Raw genomic sequence first — 22,298 nt, forward strand, 5'->3', positions numbered from 1 at the left:
GGGCCGCGCCCAACAGCTTGTTTGCCAGCCACAGCTGACCGATGATCTCGGCCGCCGACAGGTTGCGGTTGAAGCCCTGCTTGCCGGTGGAACAGAAGGCGCAGTCGAGCGCACAGCCGGCCTGCGAGGACACGCACAGGGTGCCGCGGTTGGTTTCAGGGATGAACACGGTCTCGACCGCGTTGGCGTTGCCCACATCGAGCAGCCACTTGCGCGTGCCGTCGGCCGAGATCGAGTCGCGCACCGGCAGCGGCGGACGGATCACCGCGATCTCCTTGAGCCGGGCGCGCAGCGACTTGGCGACGTCGGTCATGGCGTCGAAGTCGTCGCAGCCCTCGTGATGCATCCAGCGCATCACCTGGCGGGCGCGGAACGGCTTCTCGCCCAACCCGGCGAACCAGGCGACGAGGCCGTCGACATCGAAATCGAGCAGATTGACCGGTGTGCTCATGCCTGAAACTTCATCCTTTCCCACATTCCCTCCAAGGTAAACGGCCCGGCCGCGCCGGTGCGGTGGAAACCACCGCGGCCGGCGCGACGGGCCGCCCGGGATGGACCGCTCAGCGCGAGTAAACGTTCATGCCCGGGAAGAAGAAAGCCACTTCCACGGCGGCGGTTTCGGCCGCGTCCGAGCCATGCACCGCGTTGGCGTCGATGCTGTCGGCGAAATCGGCGCGGATGGTGCCCTTGTCCGCCTTCTTCGGGTCGGTCGCCCCCATCAGCTCGCGGTTCTTGGCGATCGCGTTCTCGCCCTCGAGCACCTGGATCATCACCGGGCCCGAGGTCATGAAGGACACCAGGTCCTTGAAGAACGGACGCGCCTTGTGCACCGCGTAGAACTGGCCGGCTTCCTGCTCGGACAGGCGCACCATCCTGGACGCGATGATCTTCAGACCCGCGTCTTCAAAGCGCTGGTAGATCTTGCCGATCACGTTCTTGGCGACGGCGTCGGGCTTGATGATAGAAAGGGTGCGTTCGATTGCCATGGAAAACTCCGGGACTATGTTTGGAAAAAAGCGCGAAATTTTAACAGGTTTCGTGTGACACCGACGTGCCGCCGGTTGGCCGGGCGTCCGGCGCCGTTCAGCCGGGGGACGATCCGCCGGCGGGTCGCCAGCACGGCAGCACGCCCGCTTCGCCCGGGGCACAGGCGAACTCCGCCGCCACCCCGATGCCGCCGACCCAGGCCGGCTCGGCGTCCACCCACAACACCGGCAGGCGGTCGCGCACCCATTCCGGGATCGCTGCCTCCTGACAGAGCTTGCGGAACTCGCGCCGCGGGCGCGCGGGCGACAGGCGCAGGCGCATGCCCGCCACCCGCGGCGCCAGGTAGACCGCTGCTGCGCGCGCAAGCCGGACCCGGCTCACCCCCTCGCCCGTCACGCCCACGAAGCACACCTCGTCGGCGCCCCAGGGGAGGACGGCCTCGCCCTGCCAGACGCATCTCTCCGGGACGGCGGCGATCGCCGGCTCCAGCCAGAGCGCGTCGCGATAGGCGCAGCACACCCACGCCCCGAGCGAAAGGCGCAGCGCCTGCGCCGGAGGGCAGTCGCGCAACTGCTGAAGTACGTCGTCGAGACGCGCCCGCGAAGGCGTCGGCGCCCCGCGCTGCTGCAGGAGCCAGCGCAGCAGGTTCGCCTGCCGCGCCGGACTCAGCGCGCGCAGTCGGGCGCGATCCAGCGGCTCCCCACCGCAGGCAGCGACATCGCCCGCCGCGAGCTCGCCCAGCAGGGCGTCGGCCTCGGCGAAATGGTCAGCGGCGCGTGCGAGGACGGGAACCGCCGCCGGAAACAGCGCCTCGGCAACCGGCACCAGTCGGTGGCGGATGGCATTGCGGGTGAAGCGGGTCTCATCGTTGCTCTCGTCCTCGACCCAGTCGAGCGCATTGCGCCGGGCCCAGTCCAGAATCTGCTCGCGGCGCACCGCGAGCAGCGGCCTCAGGCGCCCCGGCGCGCCGGCCGCAGCGACCACCACCGGCCGCATGGCCGCGGCGCCACGCACCCCGGTGCCGCGCAGCAGGCGGAACAACAGGGTCTCGGCCTGGTCGTCCTGATGGTGACCGAACACGAGCCAGTCGCAGGCCACGCGTTCGAGCGCGCCGTAGCGCGCGCTGCGCGCGGCCGCCTCGAGGCCGTGCGGATGGTCGCGATCGACCCCGACACGGAAGACCTGCAACGGAATGCCTGCGGCCGCGCAGCGCCGGGCGCAGGCATCGGCCCAATCGCCGGCATGCGGACTGAGGCCGTGATCGACATGGGCCGCCGCGAGCCGGTAGCCGAAGCGGGGTTGCAGCCGGCGCAGCACCTCGAACAGCACCAGCGAATCAACCCCGCCAGAAAGCGCGCAACAGATCCGGCTGTGCGCGCCGAGCGGCGCGGCGGCGAGCACCTCGCCGGCGGCTTCGACCAGCGCGCCGTCAGCGTGCATGGCGTTCGGGCGCGCCTCCCCCGGCTCGCAGCATCATTGCGGACCCTTGAAGCCTGCGCCGCCCCGCGCCCGCTTCAGGCGGCCTGCTCCTTGAAGCGGCCGTAGCTCATCAGCTTTTCCATCCGGCGCGCGAGCAGCTCGGTCGGCGGCAGGCCATCCACCTGGCGCAGCGCCTCGGTGAGCGCGCGCCTGAGGTTCTCTGCCATCGCGAGGTGGTTGCGATGGGCGCCGCCCACCGGCTCGTTGACCACCTTGTCCACCAGCCCGAGCGTCTTCAGCCGCGCCGCGGTGATGCCCATGGTTTCGGCGGCGTCGGCAGCCTTGTCGGCGCTCTTCCACAGGATGGAGGCGCAACCCTCGGGCGAGATGACCGAATAGGTGGAGTACTGCAGCATCAGCACCTGGTCGCCGACCGCGATCGCGAGCGCGCCGCCCGAGCCGCCCTCGCCGATGATGGTGGCGATGATCGGCACCTTGAGCTCGGCCATCAGGTACAGGCTGTGGCCGATCGCCTCGGACTGGCCACGCTCCTCGGCACCGATGCCGGGATAGGCGCCCGGCGTGTCGACGAAGGTGAACACCGGCAGCCCGAACTTCTCCGCCGTCCTCATCAGCCGCATCGCCTTGCGATAGCCCTCGGGCCGCGGCATGCCGAAGTTGCGCGCGATCTTTTCCTTGGTGTCGCGCCCCTTCTGGTGGCCGATGACCATGCAGCTCTGCCCGTTGAAGCGCGCCAGGCCACCGACGATCGCCTTGTCGTCGGCATAGGCGCGATCACCGTGCAGCTCCTCGAAATCGGTGAACACATGCTCGAGGTAGTCCAGCGTGTAGGGCCGCTGCGGGTGACGCGCGACCTGCGCGATCTGCCAGGGCGACAGCTTGGCGTAGAGCTCCTTGAGCATGCCCTGGCTCTTGGTCTCGAGGCGGGTGATCTCTTGGGAGATGTCCACCGCCGGATCGTCCTGCACGAAGCGCAGCTTCTCGATCTTTTCTTCGAGCTCGGCGAGGGATTTTTCGAAATCCAGAAAGGTGGTCTTCATCCGACCGTCCAGGTTGAGGAAACAGCGCGCATTGTAGCGCCTGCGCGCGCGGCTTGCCGACGATGCTGCATTGCAAACAGACGCCCTGCGCCGAGCCCGTGGGCCGGCCCGGCTACAATGCGGCCTGGTGCCGCGTCCCGCGCGACGACGATCGAACGATATCAGGACCGACGATGATCGAGCGCTTCACCGAAACCCTCTCGCGCAGGCTGGTCCTCGGCGTGCTGCTCGGCGGCCTGCTGCTGTTCACCTACGCGATCCTGCACTCCTTCCTGGTGCCGGTGGCCTGGGCCGTGATTCTCGCCTACGCTACCTGGCCGCTGCACATCCACCTGCGCCGCCTGTTGCGCGGCCGACGTTCGCTGGCCGCGGGCGCGATGACCCTGCTGCTCGCCGCCGCCTTCATCGTTCCCGTGCTCTGGCTCGCGCTGCTGCTGCGCACCGAGATGGTCTCGGCCTACGCCGCGCTCGCCGAGGTGTTCGCCCGCGGCCCGGTCGTGCTGCCCGACTTCGTCGCCGACATCCCGATGCTCGGCAACTGGCTGCAGGACTTCCTCGGCGAGCTCACCCGCGACCCGGCCGCCCTGCGCGCGCAAATCCGCGAATGGGTCGAGCAGGGCGGCGCCGAGATCCTGAAGATCCTGGGCGGCGTCGGGCGCAATGCGGTCAAGCTCGGCTTCGCCCTGATCACCGTGTTCTTCCTCTACCGCGACGGCGAACGCGTGCTGCAGCAGGCGACCCTGGTACTGCATCACTTCCTCGGCCCTCGCGTCGACCCCTACCTCAAGGCGGTCGGCGGGATGACGATGGCGGTGGTGTGGGGCCTGGTGGCGACCGCCATCGGCCAGGGCATCGTCGCCGGCCTGGGCTACTGGTGGTTCGGCCTCGATGCGCCGGTGCTGCTCGGCGCGCTCACCGCGGTGGTGGCGATGATCCCTTTCGGCACGCCGTTCGCGTGGGGCTCGGTCGGGCTGTGGCTGCTCGCCAGCGGCGAAACCTTCAACGGCATCGGCCTGCTGCTGTGGGGAACGCTGGTGGTGAGCTGGGTCGACAACCTCGTGCGGCCGATCGTGATCTCCAGCGCCACCCGCATCCCCTTCCTGCTGGTGCTGTTCGGCGTGCTCGGCGGTCTCGCCGCGTTCGGCCTGATCGGGCTGTTCGTCGGCCCGGTGGTACTTGCGGTGCTGATGGCGGTGTGGCACGAATGGCTCGAGGAGTCGCCGCTGTCCGAACCGGCGGCGCAGCGGCCGCGCGCGCCCCGTCCGAAAGCGCCGCGCCACGCCGACTGAAACCGGCGCCGGCGCGCCCGACGATCGGGATAGGGGCGGTCAGGTTACCTGACCGATCCCCTCCCACACCACCCGGCATGCGGGTCCGCACCGGGCGGTTCGAGCAGTTGAGGTCATGAGAGCCGAGGCACGCCAAGCCGGTCGAAGTAGGCGATGGGCATCGCTCGGTTCAGCGCCATGCGGCTGTTACGCCACCAGCACCGACTGTTCGCGGCCACCCTGCGGGCATCCGCTTGCGAGGCGCCCAGCGCCAACAATTCCCGATACATCGTCGTACCCCGACGCCAGTGCTTGAGCTGCACGGCACGCAGCCGGTGTCGGATCCACTCGTCGAGTTCGCGGAACACCTTGGGTGTCTGCGCAAGCTGGAAGTACGCCTTCCAGCCCGGCATGTAGGCCCGCAGTCGTTCGGCGACCTCCGGCAGGCTGCGCCCGCCCGAGCGACGCGTCATTTCCCGGATGCGTTGTTTGAAGGTCTCCAACGCCTTGTAGGCGACCGCGCATTTGATCCGGTCGCCCGCACTGCGCCACAGTTCGTAGCCCAGAAGCTTGCGACCGGTCGCCGACGCCACCGCCGTCTTGGCCTCGTTGATCTTCAGATGGAGTCGGTCGTAGAGCTTGCGCAACCCTTCCAGCACCCGTTCACCTGCGCGGCGACTGCACACATACACGTTGCAGTCGTCGGCGTAGCGCACGAAGCGGTGGCCACGTCGCTCCAGTTCCCGATCCACCTCGTCGAGCAGCACATTGGCCAACAGCGGCGAGAGCGGCCCGCCTTGCGGCGTGCCCTCGTACCGCTCGATGAGCACCCCGCCATCCAGAATCCCGGCCACGAGGTAACGACGAACCAGCCGCAGCACGGCTTTATCGTCGATTCGCCTCGCCAACCGTTCCATCAGGATGTCGTGATTGACCCGGTCGAAGAACTTCTCCAGATCCACATCGACCACTACCCGGTAGCCGTCCTGCACGTAGCGCTGTGCATCGAGCACCGCGTCGTGCGCACGGCGTCCCGGCCGGAAGCCATAGCTGTGTTCGGAGAACGTCGGATCAATGATGGGCTGCAAGACTTGCAGCAGGGCTTGCTGGATCAGCCGATCCGTCACCGTCGGAATCCCCAGTTCGCGCACCCCGCCATCGGCCTTCGGAATCTGGACGCAGCGCACCGGCACGGGCCGGTAGCTGCCATCGAGCAAGGATTCCCGAATCCGGGGCCAGTGCATTCTCAGGTACTCCGCCGTCTCGGCAATCGACAACCCATCCGCCCCAGCACTGCCGCGATTAGCTTTGACGCGTTTCCACGCCAGAACCATATTCGCGCTCGCGAGCGCCTGCGCAAGCAGGCCATCTCGCCCCGGGCTTCCAGTTGCGCGCCGCGCCGTTCGTGCTTCATCACGCACCGCTTCGAGCTCGGCTTCACCTCGCTCTCCCGCATTGCGCCCCGGCTCGCCGGGCTTCTGATGCACTGCACGTCCGAGCGACACGGCCTTCGGCCCTCCTACTCGTTCGGCCCTTCGCCCCAAACCAGCGGCTACTACGGCCTCGGCTGACTCCTCGCTCCGGTGTGGCACCGTCGCCCTTTCAGGCACAAGGCGAGATCTCCCCAGGTAAGAACGCACTCCTTCGCTGCACAACCGCCGGATCTACGCCACTTCGCCTTGATCACGAGAGCTTCGCGGTTTCTGGCCCGCTCGCCCTGCTCGGCAGCGCCTTCTATCCGATTCTTGTTCATCGGCTCGCAGCTTACGCTCCACGCTTCCTCCCCACGCTCGGTCACCCTCGCGCAGTTGCGCTTAGCTTCGTTCGCTGTGATCAACTTACGGCGGGACTTGCACCCGCAGGAGTGCGCCCATGCTGGGCGCACCAAAAAAAACGGAAGGCCGCAGCCTTCCGTCCAGGCGGGTGCAAGGGCCGGCGCCGCCGGCCCCGCCCCTCAATCGTTGCTGGCGAAGCCCAGCAGATGCAGCAGGCTGGTGAAGAGGTTGAAGATCGACACGAACAGCGTCACCGTCGCCATCACGTAGTTGGTCTCGCCGCCGTGGATGATGTTGCTGGTCTCGTACAGGATCAAGCCGGACATCAGCAGCACGAAGGCCGCCGACACGGTCAGCGACAGCGCCGGGATCGAGAAGAAGATCGCGCCCAGGCCGGCGAGGAAGGCCACCAGAATCCCCACCATCAGGAAACCGCCCATGAAGGAGAAGTCCTTCTTGGTGGTCAGCGCGTACGTCGACAGGCCGAGGAAGATCGCCGCGGTGCCGCCCATCGCCTGCATCACAATCTGGCTGCCGTTGGGCAGCGACAGGTAGGCCGAGATGATCGGACCGAGTGTATAGCCCATGAAGCCGGTCAGCGCGAACACGAACAGGATGCCCAGACCGCTGTTGCGGAACTTCGTGGTCAGGAACAGCAGGCCGAAGTAGCCCACCAGGGTCAGGATCAGGCCCGGATGCGGCAGCCCCAGCGCCATCGACACGCCGGCGCTCAGCGCCGAGAAGGCCAGCGTGAGCGAGAGCAGCATGTAGGTGTTGCGAACGACCCGGTTGGTCGACAGAACCGATGTCTGCGATCGGCTCATTGTTCCGATACGGTTTTCCATGGTGTTTTCTCCTGGGGGAAGGTAATTGATCGCTTTGATGGCAGTCGGCAGTCTAGCCGCAAGCCGGATGCAGGGGAGAAGTCCGGACCACGCTCAGGCGGGCAAGGCGCCGAGCCGTGCAGGCACATCGTGACCGGCACCCTGGTGCCGGCGCAGGCGCTGGGCGAGCACCCGGGAGACGCGATTGGCCGCCTCGTCCACCGCCGCGCGGACCTCGATCTGGGTGATCGCGAAGACCACGTCGGGCAGATTGCGCAGCCGCAGCTGCACCACGCAGCGCTTGTCCGCTCCTCCGCTCGCTTCGTTCACGTCGGCCAGCTTCACCCGCGCCCACTTGATGTGCGAGCCGAAGCGCCCGATGGCATGCCGCATCCGGCGCAGCACATAATCCTGCAGGCCGGGGCCGCCTTCCACGCCTTCGCAGTGCAGATCGATTCTCATGCTCTGTCTCCTTGTCGTTCCTTGATCATGCCGAACATGCGTACCGACGCATGCTACAACTCTGACTGTTCGATAAAATCTCGGTTCCACTGAATTTTTATCAGATTTTTTCGAACTATTGAGAGGAATCCGCCGCGATGCTCAACTACAAGCAGCTCCATCACTTCTGGACGGTGGCGCGTGCCGGCGGCATCGTGCGCGGCAGCGAGCGTTCAGGCCTCGCCCCCCAGACCCTGTCCGGACAGATCGCCGCGCTCGAGGCAACCCTCGGGGTGAGCCTGTTCCGCCGCCAGGGCCGGCGCCTGGTGCTGACCGACAGCGGCCACATGGCGCTCGACTACGCGGAGGAGATCTTCCGCCTCGGCAGCGAGCTCGAGCAGGCGCTCCAGAGTCGCGCCACCGGCCGCGCCGTGCCCTTTCGGGTCGGGGTCGCCGACGTGGTGCCGAAGGCGATCGCCTGGCTGCTGCTCGCCCCCTCGATGGAGCTGCCCGACCCCATGCGCATCGTGTGTCGCGAAGGCAAGCTCGAACAGCTGCTCGGCGAACTCGCGATCCATCGCCTCGACGTCGTCCTCGCCGACAGTCCGCTGCCGTCGAACATGGACGTGCGCGGCTACAGCCACACGCTCGGTGAGTCGACGATCGGCTTCTTCGCCTCGCCCGCCCTCGCCGCCGGCCTCCAGGGGGGTTTCCCCGCCTGCCTCGACGGCGCGCCGCTGCTGCTGCCGGGCGAGCAGGCCGCGGTGCGCGCCCCGCTGCTGCGCTGGCTGGAGGCGAACGGGCTGCGACCGCGCATCGTCGGCGAGTTCGACGACAGCGCGCTGATGCGGGCCTTCGGCGAGGCGGGCGCGGGCATCTTCCCCGGCGCGGTGCTGGCGAGCGAGCAGCTGTGCGCGCAGGGCAACATGCGCCGGCTGGGCGACGCGGCGGAGGTGGTGGAAACCTATTACGCGATCTCGGTGGAACGCAGGCTGACCCATCCGGCGGTGCGCGCGATCAGCGAAGCCGCACCGATCGCCGGCACGGCGCGCGCCGTCGAGCGACCATCGGCGTGAGGGCGGCGGCGGAGCGCAATGGCCAGGGCGGATTCCCGAGACGAAATCCAGACGCGCACGGGAGAGCACGAGGCAGCGGGGCTAACGGGGAAAGCTGGTAGAATCCCTGCCCTTGCGGGCCGCCGAGCATCCGATTCGTCACCGGCCCCGTCGGCTCGAATGCCGAGACGGGGATGGTGCCGGGAGAGGGACTCGAACCCTCACAGTGTCACCACCGGCGGATTTTGAATCCGCTGCGTCTACCGATTCCGCCATCCCGGCCGGGAAGGTTGCGCATTATCCCTGAATACTCATATTTACGGCAAGCCGGACTCCTCATGCCGCTTACCCTCAACGATTTCGACTACCACCTGCCGCCCGAGCGCGTGGCCCAGGCGCCGCTGCCGGAGCGCAGCGCGAGCCGGCTGCTGGTCGTCGACCGTGACCGCTTCGTCGATCGCCGCTTCACCGACCTGCCCGAGCTCGTGAGAGCCGGCGACCTGCTGGTGTTCAACGACACCCGGGTGATCCACGCCCGCCTCTACGGCCGCAAGGAAAGCGGCGGCCAGGTCGAGGTGCTGGTCGAACGCGCGATCGGACCGCACGAGGCCCTCGCCCAGGTGCGCGCGAGCAAGTCGCCCAAGGCAGGCAGCCGGCTGCGCCTGGCCGACGATGCCTTCGAAGTCGAGGTGCTCGGGCGCGTCGGCGAGTTCTTCCACCTGCGCTTTCCCGGCGATGAGGACCTCGTCGCCGTGCTCGAGCGCCACGGCCGGCTGCCGCTGCCGCCCTACATCACCCGCGAGGCGGGCGAAGCCGACGAGTCGCGCTACCAGACGGTGTTCGCCCGCGCGCCCGGTTCGGTCGCCGCCCCCACCGCCGGCCTGCACTTCGATGAAGACGTCCTCGCCCGCATCGCCGCGCGCGGCGCGAAATGCGCCTGGCTGACCCTGCACGTGGGCGCCGGCACCTTCCAGCCGGTGCGGGTGGACGACCTCGGCGAGCACAGGATGCACCGCGAGCGCTACGTGATCCCGCAGGAGACGGTCGAGGCGATCGCCGCGACCCGCGCCGCGGGCGGTCGCGTGATCGCGGTCGGCACCACCAGCATGCGCGCGCTCGAGGCCGCGGCCCAGGAAGGCCCGCTCGAGGCCGGCAGCGGCGAAACCGAGATCTTCATCCTGCCCGGCTTCCGCTTCCAGGTGGTCGACGCCCTGGTGACGAACTTCCACCTGCCCAAGTCGACCCTGCTGATGCTGGTGTCGGCCTTCGCCGGCATGCAGACCATCCGCCGCGCCTACGCCCACGCCGTCGCCCAGCACTACCGCTTCTTCAGCTACGGCGACGCGATGTTCCTCACCCGCAACCCGGACCCCGACGTCGACGATGCAGTTTGAACTCCTCACCACCGACGGCGCCGCCCGCCGCGGCCGCCTCACGCTCGCCCACGGCGTGGTCGAGACCCCCGTCTTCATGCCGGTCGGCACCTACGGCACGGTCAAGGCGATGACGCCCGCGATGCTCGCCGACATCGGCGCGCAGATCTGCCTCGGCAACACCTTCCACCTGTGGCTGCGCCCCGGGCTGGACGTCATCGAGGCCCACCAGGGCCTGCACCGCTTCATGGCCTGGGACAAGCCGATCCTCACCGACTCGGGGGGCTTCCAGGTCTTCAGCCTCGGCGCGCTGCGCAAGATCAGCGAAGAGGGCGTGAAGTTCGCCAGCCCGATCGACGGCGCACGCCTGTTCCTCACGCCCGAAATCTCGATGCAGATCCAGACCGTGCTGGACTCGGACATCGCGATGATCTTCGACGAATGCACGCCCTACCCCGCGACCCGCGACGAGGCGGCGAAATCGATGCGCCTGTCGCAGCGCTGGGCGAAGCGTTCGCGCGACGAGTTCGACCGCCTCGACAACGGCAACGCGCTGTTCGGCATCGTGCAGGGCGGCATGTACGAGGACCTGCGCGACGAGTCGCTCGGCGCGCTGCAGGAGATCGGCTTCCACGGCTTCGCCATCGGCGGGCTGTCGGTCGGCGAGCCGAAGGAGGACATGGCGCGCATCCTCGCCCACACCGCACCCCGGCTGCCGCAGCACCAGCCGCGCTACCTGATGGGGGTGGGCACGCCGGAGGACATCGTCGCCGGCGTCGTCGCCGGCATCGACATGTTCGACTGCGTGATGCCGACCCGCAACGCACGCAATGGCTGGCTGTTCACCCGCTACGGCGACGTCAAGATCAAGAACGCGGCGCACAAGGCCGACACCCGGCCGCTCGACCCCTCGTGCGACTGCTACACCTGCCGCAACTTCAGCCGTGCCTACCTGCATCATCTGCACCGCACCGGGGAGATCCTCGGCAGCATGCTCAACACGGTGCATAACCTGCGTTACTACCAGACCCTGACCGCCGAGCTGCGCGAGGCGATCGCCGGCGGCACCTTATCCGCCCATGTCGAGCGCTTTCGCACCGAGCGCGCCACCGGCACCGCCTGATCGTCGCCGGGCCGCAACCGAGCAACTGATATAATCCCGCAGATTTTATGCAACCTCTGGAGAAACCCGTGCTGATTTCCAACGCCTTCGCCCAAGACGCTGCCGCCGCCGATCCTACCGGCGGCCTGATGGGCCTGCTGCCCCTGATTCTGATGTTCGTCGTGCTCTGGTTCCTGATGATCCGGCCGCAGATGAAGCGCGCCAAGGAACACAAGGCGCTGGTCGAAGGCCTCGCCAAGGGCGACGAAGTCGTCACCCAGGGTGGCATCGCCGGCCGCATCACCGAAGTGGGCGACAACTTCCTCCACATCGAGGTCGCCCCCAACACCGCGATCGCCGTGCAGCGGCAGTCGGTCGCCACGGTGCTGCCGAAGGGTACGCTGAAGACCCTGTAAGACGTCGTCGGTGACGGGCCAGGCGCGCCTGCCGCCGGCCCCGTCCGTCTCTGCCGGCACGGCCACTGCCGGCCCGACCCGCCGTCGGACCTCCCGCGGAGCCCGTCGTCCCGACGCGCCCGCCGTCTTCCTCTCACCGCTCCTCCGACGATGAATCGCTACCCTCTCTGGAAGAACATCCTCATCGGGCTCATCCTGCTCTGGGGCCTGATCTACACGCTGCCGAACTTCTACGGCGAGGTGCCTGCGGTGCAGGTGTCCAGCGCCAAGGCCACGCTCAAGCTCGACGCGGCTGAAATGACCGGTCGCGTCGCCGACACCCTCAGGGAGGCGGGCATCGAACACACCGGCATCTTCAGCGATGCCGGCAGCGTGCGCGCGCGCTTCGCCACCACCGACACCCAGCTGCGCGCCAAGGACGTCATCGAGCGGGCGCTGAACCCCGATCCGGCCGACCCGTCCTACGTCGTCGCGCTGAACCTGCTGTCGGCCTCGCCCGCCTGGCTGACCTCGATCAACGCGCTGCCGATGTATCTCGGCCTCGACCTGCGCGGCGGGGTGCACTTCCTGCTCGAGGTCGACATGCCGGGCGCGCTGACCAAGCGCCTCGACGCCACCACCGGCGACCTGCGCACCCTGATGCGCGACAAGAACGTGCGTCACGCCGGCATCACGCGCGAGGGCGAGACCGTGGTCGTGCGCTTCCGCGACGCCGAGCAGCGCGAGGCCGGCCGCCGCGCGATCCTCGACAGCACCGCCGACCTCGCGCTCGCCGACCGCAACGACCGCGCCGACGATTTCAGGCTGGTCGCCACGCTCACCCCGCAGGCGCAGCAGACGATGCGCGACTTCGCGCTCAAGCAGAACATCACGACCCTGCACAACCGGATCAACGAACTCGGCGTCGCCGAACCGGTGATCCAGCAACAGGGCGCCGCCCGCATCGTCGTTCAGCTGCCCGGCGTGCAGGACGTGGCCAAGGCAAAGGACATCCTCGGCCGCACCGCCACCCTCGAGGTGCGCATGGTCGACGACAGCCCGGGCGCGCTCGAGCAGGCGCTCGGCGGCAGCATCCCCTTCGGCACCGAGCTGTACACCGAGCGCGGCGGCAGCCCGCTGCTGGTCAGCAAGCAGGTGGTGCTCACCGGCGAGCGCCTCACCGACGCCCAGCCCGGCTTCGACGGCCAGACCAACGAGCCGGCGGTGCACCTGACGCTGGACGCCGCCGGCGCCCGCATCTTCCGCGACGTCACGCGCGAGAGCGTGGGCAAGCGCATGGCGATCCTGCTGATCGAGAAGGGCAAGGGCGAGGTCGTCACCGCCCCGGTGATCCGCAGCGAGATCGGCGGCGGCCGCGTGCAGATCTCCGGCCGCATGACCACCACCGAGGCGAACGACGTCGCCCTGCTGCTGCGCGCGGGCTCGCTCGCGGCGCCGATGGAGATCATCGAGGAGCGCACCGTCGGCCCCAGCCTCGGCGCGGAGAACATCGAGAAGGGCTTCAACTCGACGCTGTGGGGCTTCCTCGCGATCGTCGTGTTCATGAGCGCCTACTACATGTTGTTCGGCGTGGTGTCCTCGATCGCGCTCGCCGCCAACCTGCTGCTGCTGGTGGCGCTGCTGTCGCTGCTGCAGGCGACGCTGACCCTGCCCGGCATCGCCGCCATGGCGCTCACGCTCGGCATGGCGATCGACGCCAACGTGCTGATCAACGAGCGCATCCGCGAGGAGCTTCGCAACGGCTCCAGCCCGCAGGCGGCAATCTCGGCCGGCTACGATCGCGCGTGGGACACCATCCTCGACTCCAACATCACCACCCTGATCGCCGGCATCGCCCTGCTCGTGTTCGGCTCGGGCCCGGTGCGCGGTTTCGCGGTAGTGCACTGCCTGGGCATCCTTACCTCGATGTTCAGCGCGATCCTGGTGTCGCGGATGCTGATCAACTTCATCTACGGCCGTCGCCGCAAGGTCGACGCGCTGTCGATCGGCCAGGTCTGGAAGCCGGCGGCCGACGCCGGCGGCAAGTAAGCGGAAAGACACGGAGCTTCGATCATGGAATTTTTCCGCATCAGGAAAGACATCCCCTTCATGCGCCATGCGCTGGTGTTCAACATCATCTCGGTGATCACCTTCGCGCTGGCGGTCTTCTTCATCGCCACCCGCGGCCTGCACCTGTCGGTCGAGTTCACCGGCGGCACCCTGGTCGAGGTCAGCTACGCCGAGGCGCCGCAGCTCGAGCCGATCCGCCAGGCGCTCGGCGCGAGCGGCTATCCCGACGCCCAGGTGCAGAACTTCGGCAGCGCGCGCGATCTGCTGATCCGCCTGCCGAACCGCGACGACCTCGACACCTCGAAGGTATCGCAGAACGTGCTGGCGACGCTGACTGCGGTCGAGGGCAGCAGCCCGCCCGAACTGCGCCGGGTGGAGTTCGTCGGCCCGCAGGTCGGCAAGGAGCTCGCCGCCGACGGTTCGATGGCGCTGCTGCTGGTGATCGTGGGCATCATGATCTACCTCGCGCTGCGCTTCGAGTGGCGCTTCGCGGTGTCGGCGATCATCGCCAACATGCACGACGTGATCATCATCCTGGGCTTCTTCGCCTTCTTCCAGTGGGAGTTCTCGCTGCCGGTGCTCGCGGCGGTGCTCGCCGTGCTCGGCTATTCGGTGAACGAGTCGGTGGTGGTCTTCGACCGCGTGCGCGAGACCTTCAAGAAGAAGCGCAACATGACGACGCCGCAGGTGCTCGACCACGCGATCACGAGCACGATCTCGCGGACCGTGATCACCCACGGCAGCACCCAGGTGATGGTGCTGTCGATGCTGCTGTTCGGGGGCGAGACGCTGTACTACTTCGCGCTCGCGCTCACCATCGGCATCCTGTTCGGCATCTATTCCTCGGTGCTGGTGGCGAGCCCGCTGGTGATGTGGCTCGGCGTGTCGCGCGAGCAGTTCGTGAAGCCGAAGAAGGAGAAGGAAGAGGCGGTGGTCTGAGCTCGCACGTCCGGATGCAGAAAAGGCGCCGCTGGCGCCTTTTTTGTCGTCCGGACGGAATGCGAATGCGGTGCATCGCGCGCCGGCTGAGGGGCGGGGCGCGAATGCAGGCGGCGACCGCGGCCCCGCCCCTCAGCCCCCACGGAAGGCGCGCCCCGGATCTCCCGCCTGCAAAGTCTCAGACCGCAAAGACCTGCTTCACCCGCAGCGTCTCGCCGCGTTCGATGAGGCCGATCAGGCGGTCGATGTTGGGGTGCTTGCCCGGACTCAGGCGGGCGTCCTCGCTTTGCTCGGCGTAGAGCTCGATCCCCTTCTTCGCCGCCTCGGGCGTGATCGCGCCGTAGAGCTGGGCGAGGTGGTTGTAGACCGCGAGCGAGCCGGCCTGGCCGGGCTTGTTCTCGATCGTGGCGACCACCGCCTCGGCGGCGTCGACCAGGTTGAGCGCCGCAAGGTGCGACACGCCGGGCAGGGTCTTCAGGTTATCGGCGAAAGCCATCATTCACTCCCAGATTGAAAACGCCACCCGCAGGTGGCGCGAAACGGCGCTGAGCGCGGCCCGGGGCAGGCCGCCTGCCCTGCCGCGATCAGATGCGGCGCGCCAGCTCGGCGGCCTTGCCGACGTAGCTTGCCGGCGTCATCGCCAGCAGGTGGTCGCGCGCCTCCGCGGGGATGGCGAGGGTGCGGATGAAGTCGTGCAGGGCGTCGCGCGTGATGCCCTTGCCGCGGGTCATCGCCTTCAGCTGCTCGTAGGGGTTCTCGATGCCGAAGCGGCGCATCACCGTCTGTACCGGCTCGGCGAGCACTTCCCAGCAGTCGTCGAGGTCGGCCGCCAGGCGGGCGGGCTCGGCCTCGAGCTTGCCCAGGCCGCGCAGGCAGCTGTCGAGCGCGAGCACCGTGTGACCGAAGCCCACGCCCATGTTGCGCAGCACGGTCGAGTCGGTGAGATCGCGCTGCATGCGCGAGATCGGCAGCTTCTCGGAGAAGTGCCTGAGCACCGCGTTGGCGATGCCGAAGTTGCCCTCGGCGTTCTCGAAGTCGATCGGGTTGACCTTGTGCGGCATCGTCGACGAGCCGACCTCGCCTTCCTTGAGCTTCTGCTTGAAGTAGCCGAGGGAGATGTACATCCAGATGTCGCGGCAGGCGTCGATCAGCATCGTGTTGGCACGGGCGACGGCGTCGAACAGCTCGGCCATCGCGTCGTGCGGCTCGATCTGGATCGTGTACTCGTTGAAGTTCAGCCCCAGGGATTCGATGAAACGGCGGTTGAAGCCTTCCCAGTCGAATTCCGGCCAGGCCGACAGGTGGGCGTTGTAGTTGCCCACCGCGCCGTTGAACTTGGCGGTCATGGCGACGCCCGCGATCGCGGCGCGGGCGCGCATCAGGCGGGCGGCGATGTTGGCCATCTCCTTGCCAAGCGTGGTCGGGCTGGCGGGTTGGCCGTGGGTGCGCGACAGCATCGGCAGGTCGGCGAGCGCGTGCGCGAGTTCGCGCAGGCGCGCGATCACCGCGTCGAGCGCGGGCAGCAGCACGGCGTCGCGGCCCTCGGCCAGCATCAGCGCGTGCGAGGTGTTGTTGATGTCTTCCGAGGTGCACGCGAAGTGGATGAACTCGGAGACCTTCATCACCTCGGGGTTGTGGCCGAGGCGCCTCTTCAGCCAGTACTCCATCGCCTTGACGTCGTGGTTGGTGGTGGCCTCGATCGCCTTCACCGCTTCGCCGTCCTCGGTGGAGAACTGTGCCACCACCGCGTCGAGCTCGGCAACGGTCGCCGGCGAGAAGGGCGCGATCTCGGCGAGTTGCGGGTCGGCGGCGAGCGCCTTGAGCCATTCCACCTCGACCCTCACGCGATTGCGGATGAGGCCGTGTTCGGAGAAGTGCGGACGCAGGCCGGCGACCTTGCCGTGGTAGCGGCCGTCGAGCGGCGAAAGTGCGGTGAGCGCGGAAGGGGCGGAAACGGACATGACGGGAATTCCGGAGGAAAAGTGCTATTTTAGCGCTTCGAACCCATATCACCGAAGACCGGGGACAGCGCGTGAGCACATCCGACACCTATCGAATCGAGGTCGAGACGGTCGCCGAATATATCGACGCCCAGTCCCGGCCGGAAGACGAACATTACGTCTTCGCCTACCACATCACGGTGCGCAATACCGGCGGCGTCGCCGCCCAGCTGGTGAGCAGGCACTGGATCATCACCGACGGCAACGGCAAGGTGCAGGAGGTGCGCGGACTCGGGGTGGTGGGCGAGCAGCCCACGCTCGCGCCCGGCGAGAGCTTCCGCTACACCAGCGGCTGCGTGCTGGAGACCCCCGTCGGCACGATGCAGGGCAGCTACCGCATGCACGCCGCCGACGGCCACCACTTCGACGCCGAGATCCCGCCCTTCATGCTGGCGGTGCCGCATGTGCTGCACTGAGCGGCACACGACCAGCGACTCCGCTCAGGAACGATAGTCGGCGTTGATCTTCACGTAGTCGTACGAGAAGTCGCAGGTCCACACGGTCGCCGCGGCGCTGCCGCGGGCGAGGTCGATGCGCACCGTGAGCTCGGCGTGCTGCATGATGCGTGCGCCCGCCTCCTCGCGATAGCTCGCCGCGCGGCCGCCTTGCTCGGCCACCAGCACGCTCTCGTCCGGATTGCCGAGCCAGACGCGCAGCGCCGACGCGTCGAGATCCTCGATGCCGGCGTAGCCGATCGCCGCGAGGATGCGCCCGAGGTTTGGGTCGGAGGCGAAGAAGGCGGTCTTCACCAGCGGGGAATGGCCGACCGCATAGGCGACCTTGCGGCACTCCTCGCGGTCACGACCACCCTCGACCGCGATCGTCATGAACTTGGTGGCGCCTTCGCCGTCGCGCACGATCGCCTGCGCGAGCGCGATCGAGACCTCGATCACCGCCTCGCGCAGGGCCGTGAAGTCGGCGCTCGCGGCGTCGGTGATCTCGGCGTTGCCGGCCTGGCCGGTGGCCATCAGGATGAAGGAATCGTTGGTGGAGGTGTCGCCATCGACGGTGATGCTGTTGAAGGACAGATCGGCCGCTTCCGTCACCAGCGTGCCGAGCAGGTCCTGGCTCACCGCCGCATCGCAGGCGAGGAATCCGAGCATGGTCGCCATGTTCGGCCGGATCATGCCGGCCCCCTTGCTGATGCCGGTGAGCGTCACAGTACGGCCGCCGATCGTCGCCTGGCGCGACACTGCCTTGGCCAGGGTGTCGGTGGTCATGATCGCGTGCGCCGCAGCGAACCAGCCGTCGTCGCGCAGGTCGTCCACTGCCTGCGGCAACCCGGCGACGAGGCGATCGACCGGCAGCGGCTCGAGGATGACACCAGTGGAAAACGGCAGGATCTGCCCCTCGCCCACGCCCAGCAGCCCGGCCAGCGCGGTGCAGGTGGCACGCGCGCTCGCCAGCCCTTCCTCGCCGGTGCCCGCATTGGCCACCCCGGTGTTGATCACCAGCGCGCGGATCGCGTCCTGCGCGAGATGCTCGCGGCACACCTGCACCGGCGCCGCGCAGAAACGGTTGCGGGTGAACACCCCCGCCGCGCGACTGCCTTCGGCGAGCTCGATCACGGTGAGATCGCGCCTGTTCGCCTTGCGGATGCCGGCCTCGGCCACGCCGAGCCGGACGCCGGGCACCGCGAGCAGGGATTCGGGTTGCGGGGTCTTCAGATTGACAGCCATGCGGATCTCCGGGAAGTGCGTGCCGCGGGTAAAAGCCTGCGGGCATCGATGGATGCGCGAATGATAGCGGATTCACCGCCGCTCATCGTTCCGCGCCTCCTGCCCGCTAGGTGGCCACCGCGACAGCCGTATCGAAATGCTTACAGGGTCAGGTGCGACCGCGGCGCCGGGCGGGTTCCCTTGTGCCTGCGGCGACTTACCCGCGCTGCCGGGCCGATGCCAGGCACTTGTGCCGCTGCGGGTGTAACGAAGTGGATCAGTTTCGCTCGCTCCCCGCAGCCTGCGACATCAGGACCCTCGGATAAATTCCCTTTCCGTCCGGCGCTTATGAATAGTGGCCTGAACCTTGCTTTTCTGCGTTCGGGACGAGGCGTCGTGCCTCGCCCAACCCAATCAGTGGAGGAAGCAATGAAGCGGACCATGATCGCGAGCGCAATCGCGCTTGCATTCGGCTTTGCGACGCCGGCGATGGCGAACCCGACCAACACCCTCAACGATTACGGCTACGAGGTCGACCAGACCGCCACTGCCCAGTCCACGCTGGACGGCAAGGGCGCCTCGGCCAACGAGTACTCGACGGCAAACTTCACCGACAGCAGCACCGACACCAATACGAAGAACATCTCGATCGACAAGTCGGACAACAGCACGACCAACAAGACCTACTCGCTCGACAAGTCCGACAACAGCACGACGAACAAGTCGCTCGCGGTCGACAAATCGGACAGCAGCACGACGAACAAGTCGTACTCGCTGGACAAGTCCGACAACAGCACCACCACCAAGAACAAGACGATCACCGCGGACAACGGCGACAACCGTGACAACCGCGGCGTGGCCTTCGCCAAGGATTACGGTGCCGCGGCCAACAACAGCTCGACCGCCTCCACCAGCGTGAACGATGCGTGGAACACGACCAGCGCGGTCGCGCTGACCAAGCTCGAAGGCTCCGTCTCCAGGATCGGCGTCAATGGCCTCGGCAACAGCGCCTGGAACGTGGGCAGCGCCAACGGCGGTGACGGCGGCAAGGGCTACGGCGGCGACGGCGGCAAGGCGATCGGCGGCGATGCCTATGGCGCCGACGGTGGGGATGGCGGCAATGGCGGCATGGCTGTCGGCGGCAAGGGCGACGGCGGCGACGCGAAGTCCGCGGCCCTCGGCGGCATCGGCAAGGGCGGGTCGGCCGACTCCGGCAAGGCGTGGGGCGCCAACGGCGGCGAGGCCGACGCGAAGAACCTGAGCAAGGCCGACTCCGGCAAGGGCTCGGGCGGCTACGCCGGTGCGATGACGCAGGCCGACGCCGACGGCGGCAAGGCATACAGCAAGGCGGGCGGCAGCGGCGCCGATGCCGCCTCGGGCGGCGACGCCGGCTCCTGGGCCAAGGCGGGTGACGCGACCGCCAACGCGCGCGGCCGTGGCGACGACGCGGCCACCGGTACCAATACGGCCGACTCGACCGGCGGCACCGGCGGCGCAGGTGGCGCTGCCAGTTCGGCCGGCGGCACCAGCGGCGATGCGAGCGCCAACGGCGGCAGCAACACGCAGTCGGCCTCGGCCGCGGGCGGCGCCGGCACCTCGGGTAGCGCTTCGGCGACCGGCAACGCCGCCGCCAACGGCGGCAATGGTGGCGCGGCCACCAGCGGCGACGCCATGGCGGCTGCGGGCACCGGCGGCGCGGCGGACTCCGCGGCGACCGGCGGCAACGGCACCGGCGGCAATGCGACCGGCGGCAACGGCGGCGACGGCGGTGCTGGCGGTGCGGTTGCGGGTGGCGCGGCGACCGGCGGCAGCGGCACCGGTGGCGCTGGCGGCGCCGGCGGCATGGGCGGCACCGTGGCGGTCAACGCGGGCGAGTTCAACATGTCGAACACGCTCAGCGGCAGTCTCGGCGGCGCGGCGGGCATCACCATCGTTTCTCAGAACAGCGGGATCGGTGCCCTCGTGCAGCAAAGCGCCAACGTGCAGGCCAACCTGACCTTGCGCTAAGCCTGTGGTCGCCGCGCCGGGCCTCCCTGTGAGGCCCGGCGCCCCGAGGTGTAAAGCAACTGGTCAATTCCGAGCTACTGCTCGCGCCGTCGTCCGGAGCTCGCTGCAGAAATGCCGATCGGATCGCGAGGCGAGCGCCGCTTGGGCTTGTTGGCACATCAGTTGCATTTGGATTGCCGGGACGGGGCAGGCTGCCTCTCCCTGGCGGAATCAGCGGAGGAAGTGATGAAACGGACCATGATCGCGAGCGCGGTCGCGCTTGCATTCGGCTTTGCGGCGCCAGCGATGGCGAACCCGACGAACACCCTCAACGACGGCAACGAGAACGTCAATCAAACGGCCACCGCTCAGTCGACCCTGAACGGCAAGGGCGCGTCTGCCAACGAGTTCTCGACCGCCGACTTCAATGACAGCAGCACCGACACGCGGACGAAGACGCTCACGGTCGACAAGTCGGACAACAGCAGCTACACGAAGAATGTCGCCATCGACAAGTCCGACAACAGCACGACGAACAAGTCGCTCGCCGTCGACAGGTCCGACAGCAGCAGCTACAGCCGCACCACCGACATCGACAAGTCCGACAACAGCACGACCACCAGGACGACGTCGATCGACAAGGCCAACGGCGACAACCGCGACAACAGCGGCAAGGCGTTTGCGAGGGATCACGCGGCTGCCGCCAACAACAACTCCATCGCCTCCACCAGCGTGAACGATGCGTGGAACAAGACCAGCGTGGTCGCGCTGTCCAAACTCGACGGCACCGTCACGATGATCAGGGTTCACGGCCTGGGCAACAGCGCCTGGAACGTCGGCAGCGCCAACGGCGGTGACGGCGGCAAGGGCTACGGCGGCGACGGTGGGATGGCGATCGGCGGCGACGCGAATGGCGCCAACGGCGACGACGGCGGCAGGGGCGGCATGGCCTTCGGCGGCAAGGGCGACGGCGGCGACGCGAAGACGGCGGCGCTCGGCGGCATCGGCAAAGGCGGCGCGGCCGACTCCGGCACCGCCTGGGGCGCGACCGGCGGCGAGGGCGACGCGAACAACCTGAGCGCTGCCGACTCCGGCAAGGGCTACGGCGGCGACGCCCGTGCGATGGCCAAGGCCGACGCCGACGGCGGTCGGGCCTCCAGCAGGGCGGGCGGCAGCGGCGCCGACAGCGGCTACGGCGGCGACGCCGGCAGTTGGGCGAAGGCAGGTGACGCGACCGCCAACGCGCGCGGCCGTGGCGACGACACCGCAGATGCGAGCAACGCGGCCGGCGCCGCCGGCGGCACCGGTGGCGCCGGCGGCGCGGCCGAGTCGACCGGCGGCACGGCTGGCGCGTCGAACGCGAACGGCGGCACCGACATCCAGACCGCCTCGGCCACCGGCGGCGCCGGCACCTCCGGCGACGCATCGGCAGACGGTACCGCCAATGCCACCGGCGGCACCGGCGGCAACGCGACCACCGGCAGCGCCACCGCGGGTGCAGGCACCGGCGGCGCGGCGACCGCCTCGGCAACCAGCGGAGATGGGACCGGCGGGAGCGCGACCGGCGGCAATGGTGGCAACGGCGGAGCCGGCGGTCAGCTTGCGGGCGGCGCGGCCGCCGGCGGCGAGGGCACGGGCGGCGCCGGTGGTGCGGGCGGCGCAGGCGGCAGCGTGGCGGTCAATGCCGGCGTGTTCAACATGTCCAACACGCTCAGCGGCACGCTCGATGGCGCGGCGGGCATCACGATCGTGTCCCAGAACAGCGGGATCGGCGCCCTGGTGCAGCAAAGCGCCAACGTGCAGGCCAACCTGACCCTGCGCTGAGCCTGTGCTAGCGACGTCGGACCTCCCGGCGAGGTTCGACGTCCGCTTCGCATCGTCCAGGAGCGAGACAATGAAGCACGCAACATCCATGATCGCGCTGAGCGTCGCCTTGCTCGCCACC

At 68.4% G+C, this 22,298-nt stretch carries 19 protein-coding genes, 1 tRNA gene and 1 pseudogene; 10 read left to right on the forward strand and 11 right to left on the reverse strand.

All coding sequences use genetic code 11. From position 1 onward, the window contains the following. The 4 genes and pseudogenes from BB334_RS17905 to BB334_RS02315 form a co-directional block, all read right to left on the reverse strand. Positions 1-451: pseudogene (locus BB334_RS17905) on the reverse strand (23S rRNA (adenine(2503)-C(2))-methyltransferase RlmN); the annotation flags it as partial. A gap of 109 nt (positions 452-560) precedes the next feature. Further along, positions 561-986 carry a nucleoside-diphosphate kinase gene (gene ndk, locus BB334_RS02305; protein WP_068803903.1) on the reverse strand — a complete coding sequence of 142 codons (426 nt, stop codon included), beginning with the start codon at positions 984-986 and terminating at the stop codon, positions 561-563. A gap of 97 nt (positions 987-1,083) precedes the next feature. Then, positions 1,084-2,427 carry a tRNA lysidine(34) synthetase TilS gene (gene tilS / locus BB334_RS02310; RefSeq protein ID WP_068803905.1) on the reverse strand — a complete coding sequence of 448 codons (1,344 nt, stop codon included), beginning with the start codon at positions 2,425-2,427 and terminating at the stop codon, positions 1,084-1,086. A gap of 74 nt (positions 2,428-2,501) precedes the next feature. Beyond that, on the reverse strand, positions 2,502-3,467 hold the full coding sequence (locus BB334_RS02315) for an acetyl-CoA carboxylase carboxyltransferase subunit alpha (RefSeq protein ID WP_068803907.1): 966 nt from the start codon (positions 3,465-3,467) through the stop codon (positions 2,502-2,504). 173 nt (positions 3,468-3,640) lie between these two features. Here BB334_RS02315 and BB334_RS02320 point away from each other — a divergent pair, with 173 nt between their 5' ends. Further along, positions 3,641-4,756 (forward strand): AI-2E family transporter, encoded by a 1,116-nt coding sequence (locus BB334_RS02320; RefSeq protein ID WP_068803909.1) that lies wholly within the window; start codon positions 3,641-3,643, stop codon positions 4,754-4,756. Positions 4,757-4,869: 113 nt separating this feature from the next. On the opposite strand, the gene ltrA is transcribed toward BB334_RS02320, so the two are convergent. The 3 genes from ltrA to BB334_RS02335 all read right to left on the reverse strand — a co-directional run bounded on the left by ltrA (position 4,870) and on the right by BB334_RS02335 (position 7,796). After that, on the reverse strand, positions 4,870-6,222 hold the full coding sequence (ltrA, locus tag BB334_RS02325) for a group II intron reverse transcriptase/maturase (protein ID WP_232756612.1): 1,353 nt from the start codon (positions 6,220-6,222) through the stop codon (positions 4,870-4,872). A gap of 467 nt (positions 6,223-6,689) precedes the next feature. Then, positions 6,690-7,355 (reverse strand): Bax inhibitor-1/YccA family protein, encoded by a 666-nt coding sequence (locus BB334_RS02330; protein WP_068803912.1) that lies wholly within the window; start codon positions 7,353-7,355, stop codon positions 6,690-6,692. A gap of 93 nt (positions 7,356-7,448) precedes the next feature. After that, positions 7,449-7,796 (reverse strand): HPF/RaiA family ribosome-associated protein, encoded by a 348-nt coding sequence (locus tag BB334_RS02335; protein WP_068803914.1) that lies wholly within the window; start codon positions 7,794-7,796, stop codon positions 7,449-7,451. A gap of 137 nt (positions 7,797-7,933) precedes the next feature. On the opposite strand from BB334_RS02335, the gene nhaR reads away from it, so the two are divergent. Next, the gene (gene nhaR / locus BB334_RS02340; RefSeq protein ID WP_068803916.1) at positions 7,934-8,851 is read left to right on the forward strand and encodes a transcriptional activator NhaR; all 918 of its coding nucleotides are present in this window, start codon (positions 7,934-7,936) and stop codon (positions 8,849-8,851) included. Between the two features lie 174 nt (positions 8,852-9,025). On the opposite strand, the gene BB334_RS02345 is transcribed toward nhaR, so the two are convergent. Next, positions 9,026-9,112: transfer RNA gene (locus tag BB334_RS02345), tRNA-Leu, on the reverse strand. A 56-nt stretch (positions 9,113-9,168) separates the two neighbouring features. On the opposite strand from BB334_RS02345, the gene queA reads away from it, so the two are divergent. The 5 genes from queA (at position 9,169) to secF (ending at position 14,709) form a co-directional block, all read left to right on the forward strand. Continuing rightward, positions 9,169-10,224, forward strand: coding sequence for a tRNA preQ1(34) S-adenosylmethionine ribosyltransferase-isomerase QueA (gene queA, locus BB334_RS02350; RefSeq protein WP_068803918.1), 1,056 nt, complete (start codon positions 9,169-9,171; stop codon positions 10,222-10,224). Then, positions 10,214-11,326: a tRNA guanosine(34) transglycosylase Tgt gene (gene tgt / locus BB334_RS02355; protein WP_068803920.1), complete on the forward strand. Its 1,113-nt coding sequence runs from the start codon at positions 10,214-10,216 to the stop codon at positions 11,324-11,326. The genes queA and tgt overlap by 11 nt, the downstream gene beginning before the upstream one ends. Positions 11,327-11,394: 68 nt before the next feature. After that, positions 11,395-11,721, forward strand: a complete 327-nt coding sequence (gene yajC / locus BB334_RS02360; protein WP_068803922.1) for a preprotein translocase subunit YajC — start codon at positions 11,395-11,397, stop codon at positions 11,719-11,721. Between the two features lie 150 nt (positions 11,722-11,871). Continuing rightward, complete coding sequence (gene secD / locus BB334_RS02365; RefSeq protein ID WP_068803924.1) at positions 11,872-13,749, forward strand: protein translocase subunit SecD; 1,878 nt, start codon at positions 11,872-11,874, stop codon at positions 13,747-13,749. A 24-nt stretch (positions 13,750-13,773) separates the two neighbouring features. Next, positions 13,774-14,709 carry a protein translocase subunit SecF gene (secF, locus tag BB334_RS02370; RefSeq protein WP_068803927.1) on the forward strand — a complete coding sequence of 312 codons (936 nt, stop codon included), beginning with the start codon at positions 13,774-13,776 and terminating at the stop codon, positions 14,707-14,709. Positions 14,710-14,887: 178 nt separating this feature from the next. Here the strand turns inward: secF and BB334_RS02375 are convergent, their stop codons facing one another. Continuing rightward, a complete protein-coding gene (locus tag BB334_RS02375) occupies positions 14,888-15,205 on the reverse strand; it encodes a DUF2322 family protein (protein WP_068803929.1) in 318 nt (105 codons plus the stop codon). A gap of 88 nt (positions 15,206-15,293) precedes the next feature. Then, the gene (purB, locus tag BB334_RS02380; RefSeq protein ID WP_068803931.1) at positions 15,294-16,670 is read right to left on the reverse strand and encodes an adenylosuccinate lyase; all 1,377 of its coding nucleotides are present in this window, start codon (positions 16,668-16,670) and stop codon (positions 15,294-15,296) included. A 71-nt stretch (positions 16,671-16,741) separates the two neighbouring features. Between purB and apaG the strand changes: the two genes are divergently transcribed. After that, the gene (gene apaG / locus BB334_RS02385) at positions 16,742-17,125 is read left to right on the forward strand and encodes a Co2+/Mg2+ efflux protein ApaG (RefSeq protein WP_068803933.1); all 384 of its coding nucleotides are present in this window, start codon (positions 16,742-16,744) and stop codon (positions 17,123-17,125) included. A gap of 24 nt (positions 17,126-17,149) precedes the next feature. Here the strand turns inward: apaG and argJ are convergent, their stop codons facing one another. Next, entirely contained in the window at positions 17,150-18,388 is a 1,239-nt protein-coding gene (gene argJ / locus BB334_RS02390) for a bifunctional glutamate N-acetyltransferase/amino-acid acetyltransferase ArgJ (protein ID WP_068803935.1), read from the reverse strand. A 420-nt stretch (positions 18,389-18,808) separates the two neighbouring features. Here argJ and BB334_RS18355 point away from each other — a divergent pair, with 420 nt between their 5' ends. Next, complete coding sequence (locus BB334_RS18355) at positions 18,809-20,374, forward strand: hypothetical protein (RefSeq protein ID WP_232756625.1); 1,566 nt, start codon at positions 18,809-18,811, stop codon at positions 20,372-20,374. Positions 20,375-20,611: 237 nt separating this feature from the next. After that, positions 20,612-22,177 carry a hypothetical protein gene (locus BB334_RS17835; RefSeq protein WP_088179137.1) on the forward strand — a complete coding sequence of 522 codons (1,566 nt, stop codon included), beginning with the start codon at positions 20,612-20,614 and terminating at the stop codon, positions 22,175-22,177. Positions 22,178-22,298 lie beyond the last annotated feature (121 nt).

The sequence above is a fragment of the Thauera phenolivorans genome (assembly GCF_001696715.1).
Taxonomy (GTDB): domain Bacteria; phylum Pseudomonadota; class Gammaproteobacteria; order Burkholderiales; family Rhodocyclaceae; genus Thauera; species Thauera phenolivorans.

What these genes read in the sequence shown, in the direction of transcription:
- ndk (WP_068803903.1), bottom strand. Translation starts at nt 986, where the DNA reads ATGGCAATCGAACGCACCCTTTCTATCATCAAGCCCGACGCCGTCGCC.
- tilS (WP_068803905.1), bottom strand. Translation starts at nt 2,427, where the DNA reads ATGCACGCTGACGGCGCGCTGGTCGAAGCCGCCGGCGAGGTGCTCGCC.
- BB334_RS02315 (WP_068803907.1), bottom strand. Translation starts at nt 3,467, where the DNA reads ATGAAGACCACCTTTCTGGATTTCGAAAAATCCCTCGCCGAGCTCGAA.
- BB334_RS02320 (WP_068803909.1), top strand. Translation starts at nt 3,641, where the DNA reads ATGATCGAGCGCTTCACCGAAACCCTCTCGCGCAGGCTGGTCCTCGGC.
- BB334_RS02330 (WP_068803912.1), bottom strand. Translation starts at nt 7,355, where the DNA reads ATGGAAAACCGTATCGGAACAATGAGCCGATCGCAGACATCGGTTCTG.
- BB334_RS02335 (WP_068803914.1), bottom strand. Translation starts at nt 7,796, where the DNA reads ATGAGAATCGATCTGCACTGCGAAGGCGTGGAAGGCGGCCCCGGCCTG.
- nhaR (WP_068803916.1), top strand. Translation starts at nt 7,934, where the DNA reads ATGCTCAACTACAAGCAGCTCCATCACTTCTGGACGGTGGCGCGTGCC.
- queA (WP_068803918.1), top strand. Translation starts at nt 9,169, where the DNA reads ATGCCGCTTACCCTCAACGATTTCGACTACCACCTGCCGCCCGAGCGC.
- tgt (WP_068803920.1), top strand. Translation starts at nt 10,214, where the DNA reads ATGCAGTTTGAACTCCTCACCACCGACGGCGCCGCCCGCCGCGGCCGC.
- secD (WP_068803924.1), top strand. Translation starts at nt 11,872, where the DNA reads ATGAATCGCTACCCTCTCTGGAAGAACATCCTCATCGGGCTCATCCTG.
- secF (WP_068803927.1), top strand. Translation starts at nt 13,774, where the DNA reads ATGGAATTTTTCCGCATCAGGAAAGACATCCCCTTCATGCGCCATGCG.
- BB334_RS02375 (WP_068803929.1), bottom strand. Translation starts at nt 15,205, where the DNA reads ATGGCTTTCGCCGATAACCTGAAGACCCTGCCCGGCGTGTCGCACCTT.
- purB (WP_068803931.1), bottom strand. Translation starts at nt 16,670, where the DNA reads ATGTCCGTTTCCGCCCCTTCCGCGCTCACCGCACTTTCGCCGCTCGAC.
- argJ (WP_068803935.1), bottom strand. Translation starts at nt 18,388, where the DNA reads ATGGCTGTCAATCTGAAGACCCCGCAACCCGAATCCCTGCTCGCGGTG.
- BB334_RS18355 (WP_232756625.1), top strand. Translation starts at nt 18,809, where the DNA reads ATGATCGCGAGCGCAATCGCGCTTGCATTCGGCTTTGCGACGCCGGCG.
- BB334_RS17835 (WP_088179137.1), top strand. Translation starts at nt 20,612, where the DNA reads ATGATCGCGAGCGCGGTCGCGCTTGCATTCGGCTTTGCGGCGCCAGCG.